The organism is Gemella sp. (assembly GCF_057272915.1).
Genome location: NZ_DBHIUF010000001.1, coordinates 124,082 through 149,118, shown reverse-complemented (window position 1 = coordinate 149,118; position 25,037 = coordinate 124,082). Strand labels below are relative to the sequence as shown.

The window sequence follows — 25,037 nt, the reverse complement described above, 5'->3', positions numbered from 1 at the left end:
ATTTTTTAAAACTTCCTCTATATATTTTATAAGAAAAACATGAAAAACGCTAATAATACGCTACACACATAACTACGCTATATTTCAAAGAAATCTATATTATGTACTGTTATTATATTAGTGTAGTAGAACTGATCTAATATACAAATTACTAATGAAAATTACTACATATTGAAATCCATTTTACAATCTTTACTATTTTGGCAACGTTTTCTATAAATGTTCAATATAAGTAGAATATAATATATATTGTACTATATATTTAACATTATTATAAGATAGATTTACCACAAAAAAATTATTATCAATACAACAATAAAAAATTATGAAACTAATTAGAGAGATTTTATATAAGTAATAATAAATTAAAAAGCATAACAGGACTGACCTAAAAGTCCTAAAATTCAACAAAGTTCTCATGAGAACTCATAGACACAGTGGTTTATTGATATCTAAATTCGCTTTATAAAAGCTTTTTAGATATCTAATAATCTATGCGGGGGTGACTCAACAAAATCTTGTTTCTTCGAAATCGCGATTTTTGAGTCACTCCCTATTTTGACAATAATAACTATAATTAAAAGATTAGACTTGATTCAACATACTCTAAATCTCATTCGTAGCAGGATAAAGTACGTCTTTAAAGCAGTTAAAATCACAAATAAAGAGTCCTATTTATCTACGATTTTATTGTAAAAATGGTATAATATAAATGAAATAATTATTCGAGGTGAAGTATGAAAAAATATGTAATGGCAATAGATCAAGGCACTACAAGTTCTAGAGCTATAATATTCAATAAAAAAGCTGAAATAATAACAAGTAGCCAAAAGGAATTCCCTCAGATTTTCCCTCAATCTGGCTGGGTTGAACACGATGCTAATGTAATCTGGAATTCAGTACAATCGGTTATTGCAGAAGCATTTATCGAAAGTGGTATAAAGCCGAATCAAATAGACAGCATTGGAATTACAAACCAACGTGAAACGACTGTTATTTGGGATAAAGAAACTGGACTACCTATTTATAATGCAATAGTTTGGCAAAGTAGACAAAGTGCGGATATAGCTAATAAACTCGTTAACGATGGTTATAAAGATATGATTCATCAGAAAACTGGTTTAGTCGTCGATGCCTATTTCTCTGCAACTAAAATACGTTGGATATTAGATAACGTACCTGGTGCACAACAACGCGCCGAAAATGGAGAATTACTATTTGGAACTATCGATACATGGCTAGTTTGGAAGCTTACAGGTGGAAAAACTCACGTTACCGACTACACAAATGCGGCAAGAACAATGTTATTTAATATTAAAGACTTAACTTGGGATAAAGAAATTTTAAAAATTCTAAATATACCCGAATCTCTACTACCTGAAGTTAAATCTAATTCAGAAGTATACGGAAAAACTATAGACTATCATTTCTACGGTGGTGAAGTTACAATAAGCGGACTAGCAGGCGACCAACAAGCAGCACTTTTCGGGCAACTTGCCTTTGATAAAGGAATGATAAAAAACACATACGGCACAGGTTCGTTCATCATCATGAATACAGGTGAAACTATGGAACTTTCTAAAAACAACCTACTAACAACTATTGGTTTTGGAATCAATGGAAAAGTTTATTATGCTCTAGAGGGTTCAATTTTCATCGCTGGAAGTGCAGTTCAATGGTTAAGAGATGGATTACGTCTAATTAAAAAGTCATCTGAAACAGAATCGTTAGCTTACAACTCTAAAAACAATAACGAAGTATATCTAGTGCCTGCCTTTACAGGATTAGGCGCTCCATATTGGAATCCAGATGCTCGTGGGACTATCTTCGGCTTAACACGTGCTACTACTAAAGAAGATATAGTGAAAGCTACATTGCAGTCAATTGCCTACCAAGTACGTGATATTATCGATACTATGAAAATCGATGCTAAGGTAGAAATCCCCTTACTTAAAGTCGATGGAGGTGCTGCAAACAATGATTATCTTCTAGAATTCCAAGCAAATATCCTAGGCGTTAAAGTTGCGCGAGCTGAAAACTTGGAAACTACAGCTCTAGGTGCTGCATTCCTAGCAGGATTAGCCACTGGATATTGGGAAAGTTTAGATGAACTTAAGAACCTAAATACAGCCGGCAAACTATTTGTTCCTACGATGGAAAAAGCAGAACGCGAAAAACTTTACAAAGGTTGGAAACGTGCAGTAAAAGCTACACAGATTTTTGCGGAGGAATAATAAATAGCCCTCCAAAATTTGTCCAAATTTTGGGGGCTATTACCCTTTGACGAGATAAGATAATTATTTTTTAAAAATAACTTTATCGAGTCACCGTCTTTAAAACGGTGCCCTCTTTATAAATTTATTTTAACATAATTAAATTTATAAAGCAATTATTTTATTATCTTACAAAGTTACACAAACAATTTCTTATAAACTATAACTAGTCTTAAAATATTTTTAAATTCCCTTATTTTTCTTTGAAACCCAATCTATCTTTTGATATAATCAAAGATGGAGAGAGAAGTTAGGGAGTTTTATACTTCCTATAAAGATGGTGGCTACTTCTATATGAAAGGGGATGGTGCTATGCTCGCATACACTAAAATCTTGAAGAAAGGAGTAGCGAATTGTCTGCGTTTGAAATTATACAAACTATTATAGGTGTAAATCTTTTGATTGCAACTGTAGTTGGTGTATGTATCTCAGCATTAAAAAAAGACAATAAAAAATAACCATCTTTATTCTTTGACCGGTTTAAGATGGTTATTTTTAATCATAATTTTATCGAGTCACCGTCTTTAAAACGGCTCTCTCTTTTATGATTTAATTTTAACACAAATCTATATTTAAATCAAAAGTTTTGTTAGATAATATATACAACATCTTATTTTCAGAATTCAATAACTTTAGAAAAACAACAGACCTCAAGATTCAAATGATTTTTGAGGTCTATTGCTTATAAGTATAACTTTAACTACTTCCCCAATTTAGAAAATTAGCTGGGAGTGACTCAAAAATCGTGATTTCGTAGAAATCGATTTTGTCGAGTCACCCCCGCACAGTTTATTAGATATCTAAAAAGCTTGCATAAAGCGAATTTAGATATCAATAAACCACTGCGTCTATGAGTTATCATACACATTTTTTTGAAATTTAGGACTTTTGGGTCAGCCCCGAGTTATCACTTTTAATTAATCCTGTATCTGTTTTTCTAAATAAAGCATTAAAAATTATTAATTTTTCTTCCTTATCTACTTCTTTTCCATCTTGAATTAATGCTTGATAAAATCTTGTTAAAGCTGCCTTTTGTTCATATTCCATAGACATATGTTGACTTGAAACTATAATCTTAACAATAATTCTTATAATATATATTAGAAAAGATATTAATGCAACATAGATAAAAGATTTAGAAATAAACGGTACTTCCTTTACCATTTCTTGTACATAATCATGAATTTTGTCAGCAAAATAACCACCCGATACTAACAATCCCACTATAAAAATAAACAAAACACACGAAAATTTCGTTTTAAAAGTTACTTACTATTTAGTTTTCTAAATAATACTAATTTAACACTGGTTCTCTAAATTCAACTTCAAACTGAATATAATCTGACTATTTTTTTAACTTTCTTAGCCTAGCAATTCTTCATATAACTTCTTATCTAAATCTTTAAACACATTGAATACTACTTTTAAGTTAGCAGCAGGGGTTTCTTTAAGAAATTTCCTAACTTCAGCTACCGCTATTTCAGCAGCAAGATCATTTGGAAATCTAAATTCTCCCGTACTTATACAGCAAAAAGCAATGCTCTTAAGATTATTCTCTACAGCAAGTTTTAGCGAATTTCTATAACATGAAGCAAGAAGTTCCTTATCATCTTCTTCAACGACACGATATATTATTGGTCCAACAGTATGAATAACATGTTTAGCTGGTAAGTTATAACCCGCTGTTATCTTAGCTTGTCCTGTTTTTTCAAAACTTCCTTGAGCTTTTATAATATCATCGCATTCTTTTCTAAGTTGTAGTCCTGCTTGCGTGTGAATGGCATTATCGATGCATCTATGTAGAGGAATTAAACATCCTAATAGAGCCTTGTTCGCCGCATTAACTATAGCATCTACTCGTAGTGTTGTAATATCTCCTTGCCATACATAAATATTATTTTTAATTTCTGTTAAATCTTCTACTCTTGTTATTCCTTTAGCATTTAGAATCTCTTGTAGATATTCATCTTGAACTTCATAGAATTCACTCGGTAACTCCGATACTTTCCATGTGTTCATCAATGATCTAAACAAATCTTTCTTTTCTTGTTCCGTTTCTGGTATTTCTATTTCTGAATTTAGTGTTTTTATTAAATAATCTAGTTTTTCCATATTCTAAATACTTCCTCCATTTCGGTTATTATTATATACCTTATTACACTCCCTGTCTAACATTAAGATGGGGTTGACCCAAAAGTCCTAAAATTTAACATGGTTCATATGAGGACTCATAGACGCAGTGGTTTATTGATATCTAAATTCGCTTTATAAAAACTTTTTAGATATCTAATAAACTGTGCGGGGGTGACTCAAAAATCTTGTTTTCTTCGAAATCGCGATTTTTGAGTCACTTCCCTTATTTTATAAATCCCTACTAAAAGTACTTATTAACACTAAAAATTCGACTTCAGAAGCCAGGGGTTAAATCCTAACTTTTGAAGTCGATATATTTTATCTTATTTTTGTTTACGACGTTTTACATAAACAGTTAATCCTACTAAGGCTAGAACTGCCATCCCAGCATAAGCTGTCACATTATTATCTAACCCTGTTTTCGGTAATAATGAATCAGATTTTGAAACTTTTTCGAAATCTTCATCTACATTAAATGTGCTTTCTTTCTTAGTTTCTTTTCCAACGAAACCACCTAGTATATCTTTGATTGATTTTTTAGAAACTTTTTTCTCCGCTTCTTTTAACTCTTCTAATGCTTTATCTACTTCTTCTTGAGTAGCAGTTGCTGAAGCTAATAGTTCTTGTGCTTTTTGAACTGCATCTAGATAAGCTTTCTTATCTTCTGCACTTGCACTTTCAAAACTATCCTTCTCTTTAACTTCTGCTAAATGACTTAATTGTTCATTTAGGTTTTTCTTATCTACTTTTGGTGTTTCTGGTTGAGGTTTGTTGCCTTCTTTCTTAGGCTCCTCAGGTGTTGGTTTCGGCTCTTCTTTTGGTGTTTCAGCTGCCGGTTTCGACTCTTCTTTTGGTGTTTCGGCTGCTGGTTTTGGCTCTTCTTTTGGTGTTTCAGTCGCTGATTTTGGCTCCTCTTTCTTCGGTGTTTCAGCCGCTGGTTTCGGATCCTCTTTTGGTGCCTCAGTCACTGGTTTTGGATCTTCTTTTGGTGCCTCAGCTGCTGGGTTTGACTCCTCTTTCTTCGGAGTTTCAGGCGTTGGTTTCGGAACTTCTACTTCTTTACCATCAAGAGTATTTTCAGCTTGTTGTAATTTTTCTAACACAGCTGCAACTTCTTTTTCAGTAACATCTTTGTTATCAAGAACTACTGTCACTTCTTTTATAGTATTTATGAAGTTATCTTTTTTATCTTGTCCTGCATTTTTAAATTTAACCTCAGTTTGAAGTTTTTCAGTTTCTTTTAATTTTTCGATTAATTTAGCTTTATCTACTTCTTTCTTCACTTCTGGTTGTTGTGAATTAGCTAATGCTTCTTTAGCTTTATTTAGGCTTGCTACTGCACTGTTTACTTCGTCTTGATTTGCATTTTCATTTTCAAGAACTTTCTTAGCTGCCTCTAATGCTTTGTTATATGCATCTTTTGCTTCGATAGTAGCATTTTTGAACTCTTTAGTTTCATCTAACGCTTTATCCGCTGCTATTGCATTTTGAAGCTCTTCTTTATTCACTTCTGCTTTTTTCTCTACTGGAGCATTTTTTGGAATTAATGCTACGAAGTTACTGAAGCTATCAGTAGTGAATGTAAGTTTACCCTCTGCATAATTAACGCTATTTACAGCTGTTAATTTTCCATCTTTTTCATGGAAGAAGCGCTCTGGAGCTTTCGCTAAATCTAAAGTTACACTTCTATCACCAGGAACTTTAACTTCTTTTCCTGTTGCATCTACAATATGAATGTTAAAGTATTCGACATCATATTTACTTAAGTCTACATTACCTTCTGTTAATTGTTTTTGAATATTTGTTTTCTCTTCTGCAGTTGGCTCTGTTACAACAAGTTTGTAATTATTATAAAGTTTTTTCTCAGTGAAATCCACTGTACCTTGTGCTTTAGAGTTTTCAGTAGTTCCTACACTTGCTACTTTTTCTGCAACATTTAGAACAACTTGTTTCTTATTGTGCCCATCTTTTACTACTAATTCAAAGTTGTTTTCTGCTGGAGTATATCCTTCAGGCGTTACTATTTGAATTGTATATGTTCCATTTTCTAAGTTTTTCTGGAAGGCATTTTTTCCATATAAACTTGTTGGAAGTGATATTTTAGTACCATCTTGAGCTACTGCATAAACTTTTGTTCCTGCTGGCACTTGTTTATCAAAGCTGATTTCTGTTGCATTTCTGCTAATTTCATCTACTCTAAATTCAACCTCTTTTGTTGGTTTATCTTTTGTTATTTCGAAATCAACTTTTGATGGTGTAAGTAGTTTGTACTCTCCATCAACCATTACTACTTCAACAGTATACTTTCCGAATGGTAATGCTTGGTATGTACGTTTATTTCTAGAGAAGTCTTCCCCTACGATTTCACCTTTTTCATTAGTGATTTTGAAACGCAAGCGACGTGAATTATTTCCAGTTCCATCACCTTTCTTAACTTCTACTTCTAGACTTCCTTTACCATTACCTTCAACATTTGATAAGTTAATGCTATCTTTATTATTTGCAAAGTCTTTTACTTCAAAAGTAATATCTTTTAATTCTACACCTTCTGGAATTGTGTAACTTCCGTCTTCATTTGCTGCAATAGTATTTTTCCCATAGCTTAATTTTTTATAGAATACTCCACTTCCATCTTCTAGTACTGGGTATGGGGTGAATTTACGAGTTGCTTCATCGTAGTAACCACCGTTAGCACCTGTAATTTTCGGAGCTTTTCTATCGATTACTACATTGAACGTTGTCTCTTGCATATCTGCACCACTTACTGCTGCACTATAAGAAACTACATATTGATACTCACCGTCTGGAAGAGGGTTACCGTTATTGTCAACACCTTTCCAGTTTGTCATAGTTAATGATGTATACTTCTTACCAGTATTATTGTAGAAGTTTTTGTTACCAGAACCATTACCATTTTGGTAAAGTGGGTTCTTACGTTCTACATCATCCTTAGCATATACTGAAAGTTTTAGGTTTTCGAAGTTACGGTAGAATACCCCTCTCATTCCTATCTCATCATAAATCTCATCACCATTTGGCGAGAAGAAAATTTTATCAGTAAAGAATCTTTCACCAGTAACAGGGTTTACATATGCTCCTGCCAGTGTTCTCTTATCTTTTTTATCTTCTTTATAAGTTGTTAACACTCCTGTGAAGTTCATTTCTGTTAATGAATCCCAGTTATTAGGGTTAGAAGTATAACCATACTCATATGTTGGTTTTTCTCCATTTTTCATAGAATAAATTGGTTTTTCTAATACTGGTAGATTTTGGAACTGACCTTTAAATCCTACAAATGGAATATTAGCTTTTAATGCACTTTCTTCATCATAGAAAGTTACAAATCCCTCTAGATAATAACCATTAGTAAATACTTTTTCTAGTTCTTCTTTGAATTTCGTAGCATCAACTGTGATTTCTACTTCTTTTTCACCTTTTGCTGGAACTTCTACAGTAGCCCAATCGGTTGTCAATAACTTCTTAGGAGTCATTGTAAGTTTACCATTCCAATCTACTCCAGCATCTTCACCATAATAATTATCTGTAGTTAGGTGAGCTGCATATTGTAGGCTTTGAGCCTTATCTGCTAAATTGTGTAATACTAATTTAAAAGTAAATTTATCCCCAACATTTCCTAGAGAAACACTTCCATAGTTATTTTCTCCAGTCACATAAAGATCTCCATATGCTGCTTTATTCGCATCGATTAGACCTGCACCTTGAAGACGTGGTGATCTATATGCTGTTGTGTATCCATCAGAATATACCTGAGGATTTGCCGTACTCATGATTAATCTCTTCGCTAGTCCTTGGATTTCCTCTGCACTTAAGTTCGGGAATCTTTCTGATAATACTTGTTTCACAAGAGTTATTGCTCCTGCAACGTGTGGTGAAGCCATACTTGTTCCGCTGTCTAGACCATATCTTCCATCATTATAAGATGATAAAATATCTCCTCCTGGCGCTGTTACGTCAGGTTTTAAGTATCCATCAACACTCATTCCCCAACCAGTAGATTCATCGAATTCACCTTTTTTAGGATTATCTTGTTTATCCCAAGTGCCATTGAATGTTATTTTATACTCTCCTTCATGTGCAGAAAGTTCATTACCAAATTTGTAATAAGTTGTTACTACAGGGAAATCTTTATCTTGTCCATTTAGTGTAAGATTATAAATAGTATCTCCTTCATTGAAGTAGATTACCGCTCCAGCTGCTCCGTATTGTTTAGCTAGTTTAACTTTTTCTTCAAAGCTATTACCACCACGTTGGATAAGGGCAATTTTTCCAGTTAAATCTTTATCAGCGTAGTTCTCCGCTTTACCAACTCCTACATATACATAATCATATGCTTTTTTCTCGAATTGTTTAGTGTAACTGAAAATTGGCATTTTTCCATTATCGAAATCAGCGTTGTCTTTAAGCTGCTCGATATTCGCCACTTCTCTGTTAAGAACGCTGTTGCTTATATTTGCTACAGAAATTGCATCTTCTGAAACCGATGGTCTTCCCACAGTTCCATAATCAGGATTAGCTGCACTTGGGTTGGTTTGTCCACTAGCGAAGAATGCATTGTTCCCAGCCGCTGCAACTATATTAACACCTGCTTTTTTCGCAACATCCATCGCACGAACTAAACCGTCACCTACTTCTACTACTGAACCAGCCGGTGAACCTAAACTAAGATTTATCGTATCTGCACCTAGTTTAATAGCGTCTTCTATCGCTTTTGTATAAATATAAGACTCTGTTCCTGCATTTTTAGTATCTGAGAATACACGCATAAAAATTAACTGTGCTTCAGGTGCTATACCTGTTACGTAATCACCATTTGTGAATTTCTCCTTAGGATTACCTACTGCAGTCCCAGCAACGTGCATCCCATGTGATTTATATGCACTTTGTTTAATATCATTATTCCAGTCGTTATAGTTGAATGCAAATGGTAATTTTTCACTATACCACTTACCATAGTCTATACCCACTTCTTTTTTTATTTTTTCAATTTCATCTTTAGTTTTATATTTAGATTTTGAATTGTCTGATAATCTAAGCACTGGATGATTCGGATCAAGTCCTGAATCTAATACTGCAACAACTTTTCCTTGTCCTCTATATCCTTTATTCCAAAGAGGTTGTATATTAATAAGATTATAACTATCTAATGCTTTAGAAAAATCATTAGTTTCAGTACTTTCTTTCTTCTCTTCTTCGCTCGCTATATTTTCTGGTTTATTGTAGCTAACACTCATTTCAACAGTATCTACAAAATCTAACTCTTGAATTTTTTTAGCATTTGAGAATGTAGTTTCTAAGGCGAAACCATTCATTAATGTATCGTACTCAAACAATTTTTCATAATCGATACCTTTATCTTTAATATCTTTTAATGCCTTTTCCCTAGGTGCTTTTGTTGATTCGGTAACTTCTTTAATTCCTTCTTTAGTTTTTAACTTATTAGGATCAACATCACCCTTTAACTTAACAATTACTTTTACTTTATCATCATTTTGGAACTTATGTTCTTCACTTTTCGAAACATTTGATAGCTCATCTTTTTTATCTTCGTGAGCTAATGTTATTTTTGATGATACTCCATAATTAAATGTACTGATATTTCCTAGTAGTAATGCTGCACTCAGCACACTAACAGCTGTCTTTTTAGTCAGTGTCATTCCTTCATCTCCTATCTTTTTAAGTGTATTTAAAGCATATTTCTATATTTTAACATATATTATCTGAAAAACAAAGATTATTTTCAGATAAAAACGTTTTTATATATCTAAAAAGATTATATTTTTTAATATTTACAATAAGTTCGTTAGGAAAAATTAAAAACCAAGCATATCCTCTATGCCTGGTTTTTTAATAAAAAAGTTAATAAACGACTTAAAATGCAATCTTTTAGCTCTTTTATACACTAATCGACTAAATTTTTGTCGTTTAAAGTGTAACTATATAAATTAATATTAACTATATATACATCTTAATTATTTCATAATCTTTGAACTTTGTCAAAGCCTAATCTAACAGTACTATTCAAATTATACTTACCCTAGTAATAAATATAAATTGAATTGTTATCTTTAATTTATTTTCTCGAACAAAGATACCCCTCCCGATATATTTTATAGAATTTTAAAGATTACTCTTCTCAAAAAAATACAACAATATTATTTTTAAAGGAGGCTGACCCAAAAGCCCTAAATTTCAACAAAATATATTTGATAATTCATAGACGCAGTGGTTTATTGATATCTAAATTCGCTTTATTAAAGCTTTTTAGATATCTAATAAACTGTGCGGGGGTGACTCGACAAAATCTTGTTTCTCCGAAATCACGATTTTTGAGTCACTCCCTCCTAGGAAATTAACTATGCTTTAGTTTTCAAAACTATACTAAAGTGTGATAAAATAGAAGCTAATTAAAAATATAGTTATGGTGGAGGTAGAATGAAATATTTAACTAGTGAAGAAGTAACTAAAGCGAAAAAAAATATTAGTGAAATAAAACCTTATAAAACTACTAAAGAGATTATCTTTTCTAATATTTTTACTTTTTTCAATGCTATGAACTTAGTTTTGGCAGCATTTATAGCTACAACACTTAGATTTGAAAATATGTTGTTTTTAGGTGTAATTACTATAAATACTGCCATCGGTATTTTTCAAGAAATTCGTTCAAAAAATGCCCTTGAGAAGTTGAGTTTGCTAGGTAGAAGTAAATACCGAGTAAATCGCGATAATGAAATAATAAATATTGATTCTGAAGAAATCGTCCTTGGAGAATATCTACATTTAAATCTTGGTGATCAAGTTCCTGTTGATGCTGAAATCATTGAAGGTAGTATCGAGGTCGATGAATCACTATTAACTGGTGAAAGTGATAATATCTTTAAGACTACTAACGATAAAATAATGAGTGGGAGTAACGTAGTTAGTGGTAGCTGCTTAGTAAGAGCTATTGCTGTCGGAGAGGATAGCTATATTAACAAGCTTGCTAAAAGCACTAAAGAATTTAAAAAATATCCATCTAAACTTCGTGACTATATGGATAAAATTCTAAAAGTTATATCTATTCTGTTAGTTCCTGTCGCAATTATGCTATACATGCGTGGTGCTAGTCTGGGACGTGGTTATGTAGAAATAGTTCTCCGTAGTGCTGGAGCTTTAGTAGGTATGATTCCAGAAGGGCTAATCCTCCTTGTCAGCGTCTCTCTTGCGGTTGCTGCGATGAAACTTGCTAAGAAGAAAATTCTAGTTCAAGAATTATACTGCGTAGAGACTCTTGCTAGAGTAGATGTCCTTTGTTTCGATAAAACTGGAACTATAACTACAGGTAATATGAACGTTGTAGAAATTGATGATGAAGTTGCAGAGAAATTATCAAGTTACCTTTCATATTTCGATGATGAAAATGCAACATCTAGAGCTTTAAAAAATCATCTAACATGTAAAAAACAATGGGATGTAGAAGAATTAGGAGCCTTTTCTAGTAAAAATAAATATTCATTTATAAAACTAAAAAACGGTGGAACATATTTCTTCGGGGCATATGAATTTTTAGGCTTCTCAGCTGAAATGGATGAATATTACGAGAATCTGAAAAAAGAAGGTTATCGAATTTTATCATTAGCCTATACTGAAGATAGTACAAACACCCCTACTAATATGAAACTTGTAGGACATGTAGTTCTATCAGATGAGATTAAGGAAAATACAAAAGAAACATTCAAATACTTCGAATCACAAGGTGTTGAAGTAAAAATAATCAGCGGAGATAACCATATAGCAGTGTATGGCGTCGCTAAGAAAGCTGGTTTCAAAGAAGATGCTAAGGCTATTGACATGACTAAAGTGACTGAAGAGGACTTTGAAAAAACTATTCTTGAGAATGATATTTTCGGACGTGTTACCCCTGAACAAAAACAGAAAATGGTGGCCGTATTACAAAAAGCTGGAAAAACTGTCGCTATGAGTGGAGATGGTGTTAACGATGTTCTTGCCTTGAAAAAAGCTGATATTAGTTTTGCTATGAATGGTGCTACTAGTGCTGCAAAAAGTGTATCGAACACTGTATTCTTAACAGATGACTTCGGAGTATTCTACGATATACTTATGGAAGGTCGTCGTGTTATTAATAACATTCAAAAGGTAGCTTCACTATTCCTAACAAAGACATTCTTCTCGATTGTTTTCTCAATACTTAGTGTAATCTTCGCCCTAGAGTTTGCATTTATACCGATTCAATTTACGATAATTTCAGCGATAACAATCGGTATTCCATCCTTCTTCCTAACTTTTGAAGCGAATAAAGAAAAAGTAAGTAACAACTTCATGAAGGACATACTGACAAACGCTGCAATCGGTGGCGGTATTTTAGTAGCTACAGTACTACTGACAAACTTTGCCATCACAGACAATTCACAAGCAAAATTTATCTGTTTCCTTCTTGCGTTAATAAATGGATTATGCATGGTGGCCAAAGTCAGCCTACCTCTGAATAAATACAAACTTGCACTACTTTCTATGTTAAGTATCGCTGCAATTATAGGTGTGGGAGTTAATATATTTATCCTGAAAAATCACTTTACACCATTAGTATTTTCTCAAGTGATTTATATAATTATTCTTGGATTAGTGATTTCGACAGTCCACTTCTTTACGAGAAGAAAAGTGAGAAAATAGAATTTATCGCTCATTTATCGCTCATTTATCGCTCGCTTTAGATTATTAATATCATCTAAAAACTGGTGTAATAACTTTTCAAAAGAGTATAACAAAACCCTAGACTTGGTTATTTCCAAATCTAGGGTTTATTTTTTTATTCTTCGTCAGAAGGTTTTTCTTTTGATTTTTCGTCTTCTAGGTCTTCTTCTTCAACCTTTTCAACTTTATCTTCTTCGTTTTGAGCCTCTTCTTGAGCTTTTTTCTCAGCTTCTTCTTTGGCTTTACGAGCTTCTTCTTCGTAGTATTTCTTATTAACTACTTTATCTAGTTGATCTGCTTCTCTTTCATCTAAGTCTTTTGGCATTTTTCCAAATTGGTAAAGAGCAACGATTTCTTTTCTATCGATTGTTTCAACTTCAATAAGTGTTTGTGCAATAAGTTCTAATTGTTCTCTGTGAGTTTCAATGATGTGAAGAACCTTAGCGTAACATTCGTTAATAATTTTACGAACTTCGATATCGATTTCTTTCAGCATTTCTTCTGAGTAGTTACCGATACTTGAAAGTTGACGTCCACCATATGGATCGTGGAATGGAGCTTGCATTGGTCCTACAGCATCACTCATACCGTATTCTGTTACCATCGCACGAGCAATAGCTGTTACTCGTTCAAAGTCATTGTGTGCTCCTGTAGATACTTCATTAAAGAAGATTTGCTCTGCAGCACGTCCACCAAGTAATCCACAGATCTTGTCGATTAAATCTGTACGAGTTTGGAAGTATTTTTCTTCTTCCGGAATCATAAGGTTATATCCACCAGCATCACCACGTGGGATAATAGTAACTTTTTGTACTTTATCAGCACTATCAAGTACCATACCTACGATTGCGTGACCTGCTTCGTGATAAGCTACTAAACGTTTTTCTTTTGGAGTGTATACTCTACTACGTTTAGCTGGTCCACCGATTACTCTGTCCATAGCTTCATCTAGATCTTCTTTATCGATACTAGATTTATTTTCACGAGCTGCTAATAATGCCGCTTCGTTAAGAATGTTTGCAAGATCCGCACCAGAGAATCCTGGAGTTTTTTCCGCTAATGAACGAAGATCAACACCTTTAGCAAGTGGTTTGTTTTTAGCATGTACTTTAAGAATAGCTTCACGACCTTTTACATCAGGTGTAGAAACTTTAATTTGTCTGTCGAAACGACCCGGTCTTCTAAGGGCGTTATCTAATACGTCAGCACGGTTAGTAGCCGCAATTACGATAATACCTTTTTCACCATCGAATCCATCCATTTCAACAAGAAGTTGGTTAAGTGTTTGTTCACGTTCGTCATTTCCTCCACCTACTCCGCTTCCACGTTTACGTCCTACAGCATCAATCTCATCGATGAAAATGATACATGGCGCATTTTTTTCAGCTTCTTTGAATAAGTCACGAACACGACTTGCCCCAACCCCTACGAACATCTCAACGAAGTCAGATCCTGAGATTGAGAAGAATGGTACTTTCGCCTCACCAGCTACAGCACGAGCTAGTAAAGTTTTACCCGTCCCTGGAGGTCCCTCAAGTAGGACACCTTTAGGGATTCTAGCACCCATCTTAGTGAATTTACGGTGATCTTTTAAGAACTCAACCATTTCAGCAAGTTCTTGTTTTTCTTCATCAGCTCCGGCTACATCATCAAATGTAACTTTCGCTTCTCCACCATCGATTTTTTTAGCTTTAGATTTTTGGAAGCTCATTACTTTGCCTCCACCGCCACCTTGCATTTGTGTCATAAAGAAAACTAAAACACCCATAAACAAGATAAGTGGAATAATCTGACCTAAGAATGATAGAATTGCTCCAGTTTTTTCAGCCGGTTTATATTCTACTACACTTAGTTTCCCATCTTTAGCTTTTTCATTAATTTGTTTTTGTACTTCAGAATCAGATGCTGCAACTACACTCTCGAAGTTCTTATTACCATCTGTGTAAGTACCTTTAACATTGTAGTTCTCATCTTTTCTTTGTAGACTTATTTCTTTAACCTTGTCGTCTTTAATAGTCTGAACAAGTTTAGCATAGTCTATTTTTTCAGTTGTCCCAGGTAAGTCTTGCTGCCAATATGCAAATAATCCAATCGCGATTACGATTAATGCAAGCATACCAAGGATAGGGTTTTGCCTTTTTTTATTATTCATATAGACAATCTTCCTCCTATCATTTTTCTAAACATAATTTATTTTACCATATATAACTAAAGTTTGACTAATATTTTGACCTTTTTTGATTAAAATATTATTATGAGTAAATCTCTTCTTTTAGAACACCGATATAAGGTAAGTTTCTATATCTCTCATCATAGTCTAAACCAAATCCTACTAAGAATTCATTTGGTGAAACTATACCGATGTAATCAGCTTCAACATCAACTACACGAGTTTCTGGTTTATCTACTAATGAAGCACATGCTACAGAAGCAACATTTCTTTCTTTTAAGTTTTCGATAAGTGCTTTAAGCGTTCTTCCTGTATCTACGATATCTTCAACGATAATTACGTGACGTCCTTCAATATCCATTCCGCAATCTTTTTTGATTTTGATTACACCAGAAGATTCAGTTCCTCCATGATAACTAGATACATCCATAAAGTCAGTAACTACGTGAATGTCAATGTGTTTTAAAAGTTCTGCCATAAAAGGTAATGCACCTTTTAATGTACAAATTAGAACAGGACATTTATCTTTATAATCCTCTTCAATTTGTTTAGCAATTCTTTTACTAGCAACTACGATGTCCTCGTGTGTAAATAGAACTTTCTCGATATCTTTTAATAAATTTTCCACTGTTTTATCCTTTCGTGTTTATATAATAATCATATTTTTTGTTTTTGTTGACTTTAGTATTTATTCCTAAAACTCCTAAAACCCCATCTTTGTTACGAATCACTGGAAGTTTGTCTCTAAGTTCCTTGGGAATCTTTTCATCGATAAAAAGACGTGAAAGTTTTTTGCTAACCTTGCCTCTTTGAATTCGATCGCCATCCCTCTTAGTCGTAACTATTAAAGGCAAATCTTCTTTATTGAATCCAACCTCAGATGAGTTGTTAGTTGTCATTATTAAAAAATTACTCTGATGAAATGTATAAACTTTATTAATATCCACTTCATCTATTATTAATTCTATCTTATCATTATAACATTTTTTTTCGATTTTATGAACATAAATACTATTATATTCGCTAATAATTTTTAAATTATTTTTCAAATCATAACTTTTATTGTTATTTCTATTTTTCAAGTCTTCTATTATTGTAAAAAGCGCTCTTTGTTTCACATCAAAAATACCGAAATTATTTGCTAATATATCTCGTAGCAAGAAATAAATCTCTTCTTTGGTATTTTTCAATAATTTTTTCTTATCTAATTCAACTTTATCGTCTTCCAGTGAAATCATATAGTCATTTTTAGCCTCTAATACTTTATGTTTCAACTCAGTATTAATATTTTGATAATAACTAGAAAAATTAATCAAATTATCAAAACTCGCTATATTTACATCGTTTAACAATGGTACAATGTTATGCCTTATATTATTCCTCGTATAATCAGTATCGAAGTTTGTTGAATCTACATAGTATTTCAAGTCATTTTTGTCAGCATACTGCTCAAGGTCTGCTTTTAAGATATTTAATAATGGACGATAAACTTCTAGGCTTCCAATGGTCGTCTTCTCTTCTATCATCAAATTATAGTCCATACTGCGTCCACTAAGGAGCCTCATAAGGATATTTTCTACCTGATCATTTTTATGGTGAGCAGTTATTAACTTCACACCACCTTCTGATGAAGACATCTCCTCAAAAGCTTCATATCGCAGCTTTCTTGCGAGCATTTCCTCTGACGTGTGACTATCTCTTACTAAATCTTTCATATTCAGCTCTTTTTTGTAGAACTTAACATTGTAGTTTTTGACAAAATTCTCTACGAACTCAGCTTCTTCATAAGACTGTTCTCTTAGACCATGATTTATGTGGAACGCCACTAATTCTTTATAACTCTCTTTGTACTCTGTAACAAGTAGATGAAATAAAGCTATAGAATCCACGCCTCCTGACAGACCTAGTGCTATTTTATCAGTTTTTTGCCATAAAATATTAATGTCCATCTAGATAACCTCTTTCTTGAAGTTCTTTCTTAATTTTTTCGAACTTACCTTCAGCTTGCCTTGTAGTCGCAATTATATCTTCTAGTAATCCTTCTGGCGCTGGAGGAATTTCTTTTTTCTCTTCTTTCTCCTCAGATAACTCGGTAATATTACTCTTCTTACCTTTCCCTACAGAAATCTTCATATTTCCTATAAATTGAAGTTTTTTCAAATCTTTTAGAGTTTTTGTCTCCTGTTTAGGCTCCTCTTTTTCTTCCTTCACCTCTTGTTTTTTCTGAACTTCAGGCTGTTCTTTAGCTTCTTTTTTAATCGGTGATTTCAGTTTATTTTTCTTTTTGTTCTGTTTTTCCTTAGAGTTTTTCTCTACTTTTTTCTTCTCACCTTCTGCTTGTTTCAACTCTTTTTGTGTTAAAATCACTAAAGAATCCTTTGTACTTTTCTCCTCAGCCTTAATAACAAAACCAACAGAAAAAATCTCCTCTAACTTCTTCTTTTTACCTATAAACATATTTTCCTTTGGCAAGAATGCTTCTTTGCCATTTTCTAGCTTTATATATAATCCTTTGCTTTCAACTTTCGTTACCTTACCTGCAACTTTACTCATTTAATCACCTCACTATCAATTAGAAAGGGAGCGACTCAAAAATCGTGATTTCGTAGAAATCGATTTTTCAGAGTTACCCCCACACAGTTTATTAGATATCTAAAAAGCTTTTATAAAGCGGATTTAGATATCAATAAACCACTGCGTCTATGAACTCTCATATACACTTTGTTAAAATTTAGGTCTTTCAGGTCAGCCCCTACATCTTAAATCTTTTCTATTTATTTCACTTAAATATTATACCACACTATATTCATCTATTGAAATATCAAAGATAATCCGGGAGAGTAATATAACCCGTTATACTTTATTCCTTCGCAACTAAAAAACACCAACTTCAAAAAAGTTATTCTTCTGAAATCAGCGCTCAATTATTAAATCTTCTTCTAAATAGTGTTATGTTAACTATCTCTAGTAAAAAACACCACTAATCTTTATTATACCATAAAAATAAAGTTTTTATCAGTCTTTAATTTTTAAAGTTTTTATGTTATGTTAAAGTTACTAAAGGGGCTGACTCGACAAAATCTTGTTTCTTAAAAGATTATACTTTTTGAGCCACTCCATATGTAAATACACAATACGCGATTTCAGGGAGGTTACTATGTTAAATGCAGAAAAACTCAAAAAAAGATTTTATATATTTCTAGTGTTTTATTTTTTATTTGGTACTATAATCTATTTCTTGTTTGATGAAGTAGTTAGTCCAGATTTTACACATAAATATAAAACTATATTATTTATAATTAAACTTGTTTATATGAATTTACCTATAGTGTTAGCTTTGGTTCTAAATAACTATATAGATAAAAAAACTAAAAAAATAAAAAATAACACTCTCTAAAACTAGCTAGCAAGTGATGCGACAAGGGAGTGACTCAAAAATCGTGATTTCGGAGAAATCGATTTTGTTGAGTCACCCCCGCACAGTTTATTAGATATCTAAAAAGCTTTTATAAAGCGAATTTAGATATCAATAAACCACTGCGTCTATGAATTCTCATATACACTTTGTTAAAATTTAGGTCTTTTGGAGGCAACCCCTTCACGTCATTCCTATAGCTAAAAAGGCGACTCAAAATCATTTTTGAATCGCCCTTCTTTTTTATCCGTTATAACAATTTATTATTTCAAATAACTTGCTACGTATTTCTTCATTTGTTGAATGTCCTAGCATTGATTTTAACTCTACTAGTTTTTTATCTAATTCCTCAACGTCAATATCTAAGGTTGTATTTTTATAGATCATTTTGTTATCTGTCTTTTCACTGCTTTCGTAATCAAGCGATAACTCTTCATACATTTTCTCACCAGGTCTTAGACCAATCTCTTCGATGTCTATATCTTTATATGGTTCTAATCCTGATAATTTAATTAAGTTTGTCGCAAGATCTATTATTTTTACAGGTTCTCCCATGTCTAATAGGAAGATTTCCCCCTCACTTGCGTAATATCCAGCTTGTAGTACCAACTGCGCCGCTTCTGGAATCGTCATAAAGTAACGAATAATATTTCTATGCGTAATTGTGATAGGTCCACCTTTTTTTATCTGTTCTTTAAATATAGGAATAACAGAACCATTTGAACCTAATACATTACCGAATCTAACAGCAGCAAATTTCGTTTTATACTTGTTACCTTTTGATTGTAAAATAATCTCTGTTAAACGTTTTGAAGCACCCATAGCATTCGTAGGATTTACCGCCTTATCTGTAGAAATCATAATAAATCTTTCTACTTCTTTTTCGATGGCTACATCCATAACATTTTTTGTCCCAAAGACATTATTTTTAATCGCTTCTTGTGGACGACGTTCCATTAAAGGTACGTGTTTATGCGCTGCCGCGTGAAACACTACGCTCGGCTTATACTTATCGAATACCTCAGTTAACGCATCTTTTTCACGAATACTTACTATTTCAGAAATATAGTTTATATCATCATATTCCTTACTATGTGATTTTTCAAAATCTAAATCACGTTCTAACATATATAATGCATTCTCATTAACATCAACCAAAACAAGTTGACTCGGTTTGAATTTGAATATTTCTCTTACAATCTGGCTTCCAATCGAACCACCAGCACCCGTAACAAGGATACTCTTTCCTTTAATATAAGAACGAATCTCCCCTTGAGAAAGCTTCACTTCTCCACGTCCTAATAAATCCTCGATAGATACATCTTTTAAGTGTTTAGAGATACTCTCCCCGTCTTCTACAGCAACACCAGAGCTCATTACCTTAACACTAACATTAGCTTCTTTCAGAACATTTAATATTCTATTTTTGTTATAAGCACTAATCGATGGAATAGCTAAAAATACTTGTTCTACTTCATATTTTGGAATAAGTTTTAGTATTTCATAAGTTGTTCCAACTACCGTAAGACCACTGATTACAGAATTTTTTCGATTATCATCTATAAGACCAACTACATTAGCACGGAAAATATTATTTTTAGATAACTCTTTTAATAATATGTATCCAGCATCTCCTGCACCGATTATAAATGTATTTTTATACGCGCTTTCTCCATTTTTCCCTACTTCTCTTTCACGTAAGGCACGATATAACATTCTTGTAAACATCATACCCGCTATTATTAATAAAGGTGAAAAGATAGCGAATCTTACATTCGAGAAAGTATCAGGTAACATATACTGATAAAGAATACTTGTAATTAAGTCCCCAAGAACTACTGAAATACAAATATTTACTATCTCATTAACACCTAAATATGACCATAATGATTTATTAGTACCAAACAAATAAAAACTAAATGTATATATTACAAGTGACATCACAAGAAATTCTAATATTTCGACATAATGTCCATTTAACATAGCAAACGGATCTGATGCCTTACCTAGAAATATCGATGCCAAAATTCCTAACGTAACCGTCAGTAGATCTAATAACATAATGAGTTTAAATCTATGATTTATGTATATTTTTGATGAAAATAGTTTATTCATAACATCTCCTACAAATTTACCAAAGAGCATAAAGGTTGATTAACCCAAAATCATAAGTACTAAAAAGTTTTTTTATAACTAAAAAAACTATTAGTACTTAACAAACTATGTGGGGAACAGGGAGTGACTCAAAAATCGTGATTTCTAGAAATAAGATTTTGTCGAGTCACCCCCGCACAGTTTATTAGATATCTAAAAAGCTTTTCTAAAGCGATTTTAGATATCAATAAACCCCTGCGTCTGTGAGTTCTCATATACACGTTGTTAAAATTTAGGTCTTTTGGATCAACCCCCGCTCCCTCAGCTCTTCTACATATTTTAAAACAATCTATAACCAAAGTAACCTGTCGCAGCAATAATAATACATAATATTAAAATACTGACTTTTCTAGTTTCCTTGATTACTTTTATCTCTATTATTTTTTGAACTATTAATATAGTTATAGCTACAAAAATTGCAGTAGTCTTAACCCTTTGATTTTCTATAAACATCGTCGCAATTATTATAGCTAAACTAAGAACTGTAACAAGCATATTAACAGCCATAAATATTAATTTTTTATCTGCCATAATTATTTTTTCCTTATCTTAATTGTTACTTTAACAATCGGTGTATCCGTCGCAATTCGAATATTTTCTTTAGGATAAATCTTCAAATTGCTACGTTCTTCTATTTCTTCTTTAACATCACTTAAATCGACATCAACAAACATCTCTGTTATCCTAGCTAAAGCTACTGTATCTTCTGCCCTAATGGTTACTTTAGAAACATCCGCAGTCGCACTAATCAGCTCTAATCCTGATGGGAGAGTACCTATAGTATTTACCTCTAAAGGAACTTCTTTTTCTATATTTTTAAGTTCGATATTCATAACCGTTGAATTTGGCTCTATCTGAATGTCCTCAATCTTATTGTAATCACTATCATAGGCTACTAACTTAGCTTCTTCTCTAGTATTTCTATTAAGTTTCGTACGAGTATCACTCTCCGCACGAACCTCATTTATTCTATCAAGACTCTCTATAGCTCCAGAAATCTTAACAGTTGGATTAGATACGCTAAGTTTATCTACCTCATACCCAATCAATAGACGTTCTTTTTTTACTATCGGTGTAACTTTAAACTCTTTTGTCGCTTTTTCTCTGATAGATATCGTTATTATAGATGGTTCCGCGGTTCCATCTACACCTCTTTCTAAACCTTCTATCTCAATTCTAACCTTCTGATCATCGCCTATTTGGGCATTTCTAAGATTCAATTTCGCCTTGAAATTTTTAGCAATACTTTCTTTCTGAACCTTCGTTTGTGTCCCAGATAATTTCACAGATACAGTATTTGGAATACCTACTACATAAAGTTTATCTCTGTCATAATCAACATCCAGTGGAACATCGCTTACCCAAGCCGTTGCATTATCACTAGTATTATCTCCGAGAACAGAGAAGTTTTTAAAATTCTCATTAACCGATAAAAACAATAGTATCGCTATTAAAAATGATATTAACTTTAACTTATTATTTTCTTTTAGTTGCATAATATCACCTCTTATTTAATTATTTTCTCTTGTTGTTTCCAATTTTTCTCCAAAAATTTCGTTAAATCCTCTGTTGAAAAATCCGAAGTTAAAATTCCATTTTGACAAACGCTAATCTTTCCTGTTTCCTCAGATACAGCGATTATTATAGCATCTGTAACTTCAGACAATCCTAAAGCAGCACGGTGTCTTGTTCCATAGCTACTAGCTATTGATCTATTATCCGATAGAGGTAGAACACAGCTCGCAGCACGAATCTTATTTTCATCAATTATCATAGCACCATCATGCAAAGGTGTATTTGGAATAAAAATATTAATTATAAGTTCATTCGTCACCTCAGCATTGACCGTAATCCCACTTTCTACATACTCATCAAGTCCCGTATTATTTTCCAGTACGATTAACGCACCTATTCTTCGGCGCGCCATATGTCTAGATGAATCGACAACAGCCTTTATAATATGTTCAGTTGAATCTTTCTGAACATCTTTGTAGTTAATATTGAAGATATTAGACAGCTGTACCCTTCCTATATATTCAAGAGCTCGTCTTAATTCCGGTTGGAATATAATCATTATACCTAATACTCCCCAAGTTACCACTTGTTCAAATATGTATGTCATCGTCTTAAATCCGATAAAGTTAAAGAATATTTTTAATCCAATAACAATTAAAATACCCTTAACAAGTTGCATACCACGAGTACCTTTTAATAAACTTAGTAGTTTATAGACTAAAAACCAAACTAATAATATATCCAGTAAATGAATAATTAGTGTTAGCGTACTTACTCCTGATAAGTATTCAGCTATCATAAATAATCTCCTTCCTTTGATTAATAATATCATTACCACACATAATATGCCTATAGTTATACGTATAGCAATCCATATTTAATTATATCATAAAATGCAAACGTTGTGCTATTTTTTTATAAAAGAAAAAGGGAGTGACTCGACAAAATCGTGATTTCGTAGAAACAAGATTTTGTCGAGTCACTCCCGCAAAGTTTATTAGACATCTAAAAAGCTTTTATAAAGCGAATTTAGATATCAATAAACCACTGCGTCTATAAGTTCTCATATACTTTGTTAAAATTTAGGACTTTTTTATCAGCTCCACAAAATACCTCAGGTAATTTAAAACTATAACATGTAGAACACCGCCTACTAAAAACTATGATAAATAATTTAAATATAAATGTTCAAACCTACCGAGTATATTAACTTCTAATTAATCAACTTTGCTTACATATACAAAATCTGTAGGCGGCACAATACCTTCCCCCGTATCTGGTTGACCTGCAGTTATTAAGATGAGATCAAAAGCTTCAGCTAGTCCAGCTTTTTTAGAATATAAAGCAGCATTACTTAACATTTCTTCCATACTTAACATCTTAGGTTCGATGAACGGCACTATTCCCCTAGTAATAATTAACTTTCTAGCACTTTCTCTATCAGGTAAAACCGCTAGTATAGGTACATTTGGACGATACCTCGCAATAAAACGAGCAGTTGCTCCCGACTTCGTATAGGTAACAATATTTTTTACATCTACTGATTCTAAAAGGTGTTTGGTTGTCATTGAAACAGCGTGAGAAATACTCATTTTATAGTCATCAACTTCGAATCTTTCGGCATCAACAGCATTATTTTTTTCAACAGTTCTTATGATTTTATCTACGACCTCTAATGCTTCACACGGATAATCCCCAATCGCAGTCTCCTCTATTAACATAACCGCATCAACACCATCAAAAATTGCATTCGCAACATCAGATACTTCAGCTCTTGTCGGTCTTGGATTATAAACCATAGAATATAGCATTTGAGTTGTTAAAATAACTACTTTCGCAGCTTCGTTAGCTCTTCTTACAATATCTTTTTGAATTCCCGGTAAATCTTCATAGGGAATGTCTACCCCAAGTTCATCACGATTAATCATAATTGCATCTGCAATCTTTAGTATTCCATCAAGATTCTCATAACCGTCTTTACAATCTATTTTAACTATAACCCCTATATTTTTTCCATGTGATTTAATAAGCTCTTTCACCTTTGTAATTTCTTCTAAGTTACCAACAAAAGGACACGCAACAAAGTCGACGTCATTTTTACAAGCAAAATATATTTTTTCTTCATCAATTCTAATAAGTTTATATTTATTCTGAGCATATATGTGATCCACATCATAAATTATAGCTAAATCTCTACCTACTTCTTCTCTTAAAGACTTAATCTTCTCGATTCTCTCGATATTCTCTTCATTACTTCCATAAAAAGAATCTATCAATACAGCATCCGCTACACCCTCTACTATTTTTCGTAATACTTTATCAGTTGCATCGCCTAGAGTGGCTATTATTTTAGAATTTCTAATCATAATCTTATACCTATCCATACTTTAATTTTCACTTTTATTATAGCACAGCGAATTATAACATACCATAACCTAGATATTATAACAGATTTTAATACTCTCTATTAATATAACAAATATTATTATTAAATGCCACCATAATATCTATATAAAAATTCTATAACCGTAATAATTTTTGTTTTCAGCTGCATATTAAATTATTGTAAATTTTAAAATATAACTGGATATATCGTTTTTACCATTGAAATTAAAAATACTAAATAAAAGAAAAAACCTTACCTAGTTTGTAAGGTTTTTTCTTACAT

Annotated in this window: 15 protein-coding genes; 3 read left to right on the top strand and 12 right to left on the bottom strand. The window is 32.6% G+C overall.

Annotation, left to right across the window (positions count from 1 at the left end):
- The first annotated feature begins 737 nt into the window (after nt 1–737).
- Complete coding sequence (gene glpK, locus ACO6OL_RS00615) at nt 738–2,234, top strand: glycerol kinase GlpK (protein ID WP_485501785.1); 1,497 nt, start codon at nt 738–740, stop codon at nt 2,232–2,234.
- Nucleotides 2,235–3,152: 918 nt separating this feature from the next.
- Here the strand turns inward: glpK and ACO6OL_RS00610 are convergent.
- The 3 genes from ACO6OL_RS00610 to ACO6OL_RS00600 all read right to left on the bottom strand — a co-directional run bounded on the left by ACO6OL_RS00610 (nt 3,153) and on the right by ACO6OL_RS00600 (nt 10,081).
- On the bottom strand, nt 3,153–3,491 hold the full coding sequence (locus ACO6OL_RS00610) for a DUF6161 domain-containing protein (protein ID WP_485501784.1): 339 nt from the start codon (nt 3,489–3,491) through the stop codon (nt 3,153–3,155).
- 144 nt (nt 3,492–3,635) lie between these two features.
- On the bottom strand, nt 3,636–4,385 hold the full coding sequence (locus ACO6OL_RS00605) for a protein-ADP-ribose hydrolase (RefSeq protein ID WP_485501783.1): 750 nt from the start codon (nt 4,383–4,385) through the stop codon (nt 3,636–3,638).
- A gap of 344 nt (nt 4,386–4,729) precedes the next feature.
- On the bottom strand, nt 4,730–10,081 hold the full coding sequence (locus ACO6OL_RS00600; protein WP_485501782.1) for a S8 family serine peptidase: 5,352 nt from the start codon (nt 10,079–10,081) through the stop codon (nt 4,730–4,732).
- 778 nt (nt 10,082–10,859) lie between these two features.
- Here ACO6OL_RS00600 and ACO6OL_RS00595 point away from each other — a divergent pair.
- Nucleotides 10,860–13,094 carry an HAD-IC family P-type ATPase gene (locus ACO6OL_RS00595; RefSeq protein WP_485501781.1) on the top strand — a complete coding sequence of 745 codons (2,235 nt, stop codon included), beginning with the start codon at nt 10,860–10,862 and terminating at the stop codon, nt 13,092–13,094.
- Nucleotides 13,095–13,230: 136 nt separating this feature from the next.
- Here the strand turns inward: ACO6OL_RS00595 and ftsH are convergent, their stop codons facing one another.
- The 4 genes from ftsH to ACO6OL_RS00575 form a co-directional block, all read right to left on the bottom strand.
- On the bottom strand, nt 13,231–15,267 hold the full coding sequence (ftsH, locus tag ACO6OL_RS00590; RefSeq protein WP_485501780.1) for an ATP-dependent zinc metalloprotease FtsH: 2,037 nt from the start codon (nt 15,265–15,267) through the stop codon (nt 13,231–13,233).
- A gap of 100 nt (nt 15,268–15,367) precedes the next feature.
- The gene (hpt, locus tag ACO6OL_RS00585) at nt 15,368–15,913 is read right to left on the bottom strand and encodes a hypoxanthine phosphoribosyltransferase (protein ID WP_003144217.1); all 546 of its coding nucleotides are present in this window, start codon (nt 15,911–15,913) and stop codon (nt 15,368–15,370) included.
- Between the two features lie 4 nt (nt 15,914–15,917).
- Nucleotides 15,918–17,234, bottom strand: coding sequence for a tRNA lysidine(34) synthetase TilS (gene tilS / locus ACO6OL_RS00580; RefSeq protein ID WP_485501779.1), 1,317 nt, complete (start codon nt 17,232–17,234; stop codon nt 15,918–15,920).
- Complete coding sequence (locus ACO6OL_RS00575; protein ID WP_485501778.1) at nt 17,224–17,838, bottom strand: S1 RNA-binding domain-containing protein; 615 nt, start codon at nt 17,836–17,838, stop codon at nt 17,224–17,226. The genes tilS and ACO6OL_RS00575 overlap by 11 nt, the downstream gene beginning before the upstream one ends.
- Nucleotides 17,839–18,442: 604 nt before the next feature.
- Between ACO6OL_RS00575 and ACO6OL_RS00570 the strand changes: the two genes are divergently transcribed.
- Entirely contained in the window at nt 18,443–18,682 is a 240-nt protein-coding gene (locus ACO6OL_RS00570; RefSeq protein ID WP_485501777.1) for a hypothetical protein, read from the top strand.
- Nucleotides 18,683–18,943: 261 nt separating this feature from the next.
- Here ACO6OL_RS00570 and ACO6OL_RS00565 read toward each other — a convergent pair whose 3' ends face one another.
- From ACO6OL_RS00565 to ACO6OL_RS00545, 5 genes are all read right to left on the bottom strand, one after another.
- Nucleotides 18,944–20,815 carry a polysaccharide biosynthesis protein gene (locus ACO6OL_RS00565; protein WP_485501776.1) on the bottom strand — a complete coding sequence of 624 codons (1,872 nt, stop codon included), beginning with the start codon at nt 20,813–20,815 and terminating at the stop codon, nt 18,944–18,946.
- 318 nt (nt 20,816–21,133) lie between these two features.
- A complete protein-coding gene (locus tag ACO6OL_RS00560) occupies nt 21,134–21,385 on the bottom strand; it encodes a hypothetical protein (RefSeq protein ID WP_485501775.1) in 252 nt (83 codons plus the stop codon).
- A gap of 2 nt (nt 21,386–21,387) precedes the next feature.
- Nucleotides 21,388–22,350 (bottom strand): CdaR family protein, encoded by a 963-nt coding sequence (locus ACO6OL_RS00555; protein ID WP_485501774.1) that lies wholly within the window; start codon nt 22,348–22,350, stop codon nt 21,388–21,390.
- Nucleotides 22,351–22,361: 11 nt separating this feature from the next.
- Nucleotides 22,362–23,168, bottom strand: coding sequence for a diadenylate cyclase CdaA (gene cdaA, locus ACO6OL_RS00550; RefSeq protein ID WP_485501773.1), 807 nt, complete (start codon nt 23,166–23,168; stop codon nt 22,362–22,364).
- A 418-nt stretch (nt 23,169–23,586) separates the two neighbouring features.
- Complete coding sequence (locus tag ACO6OL_RS00545; protein ID WP_314159812.1) at nt 23,587–24,753, bottom strand: pyruvate kinase; 1,167 nt, start codon at nt 24,751–24,753, stop codon at nt 23,587–23,589.
- Nucleotides 24,754–25,037: the final 284 nt, after the last annotated feature.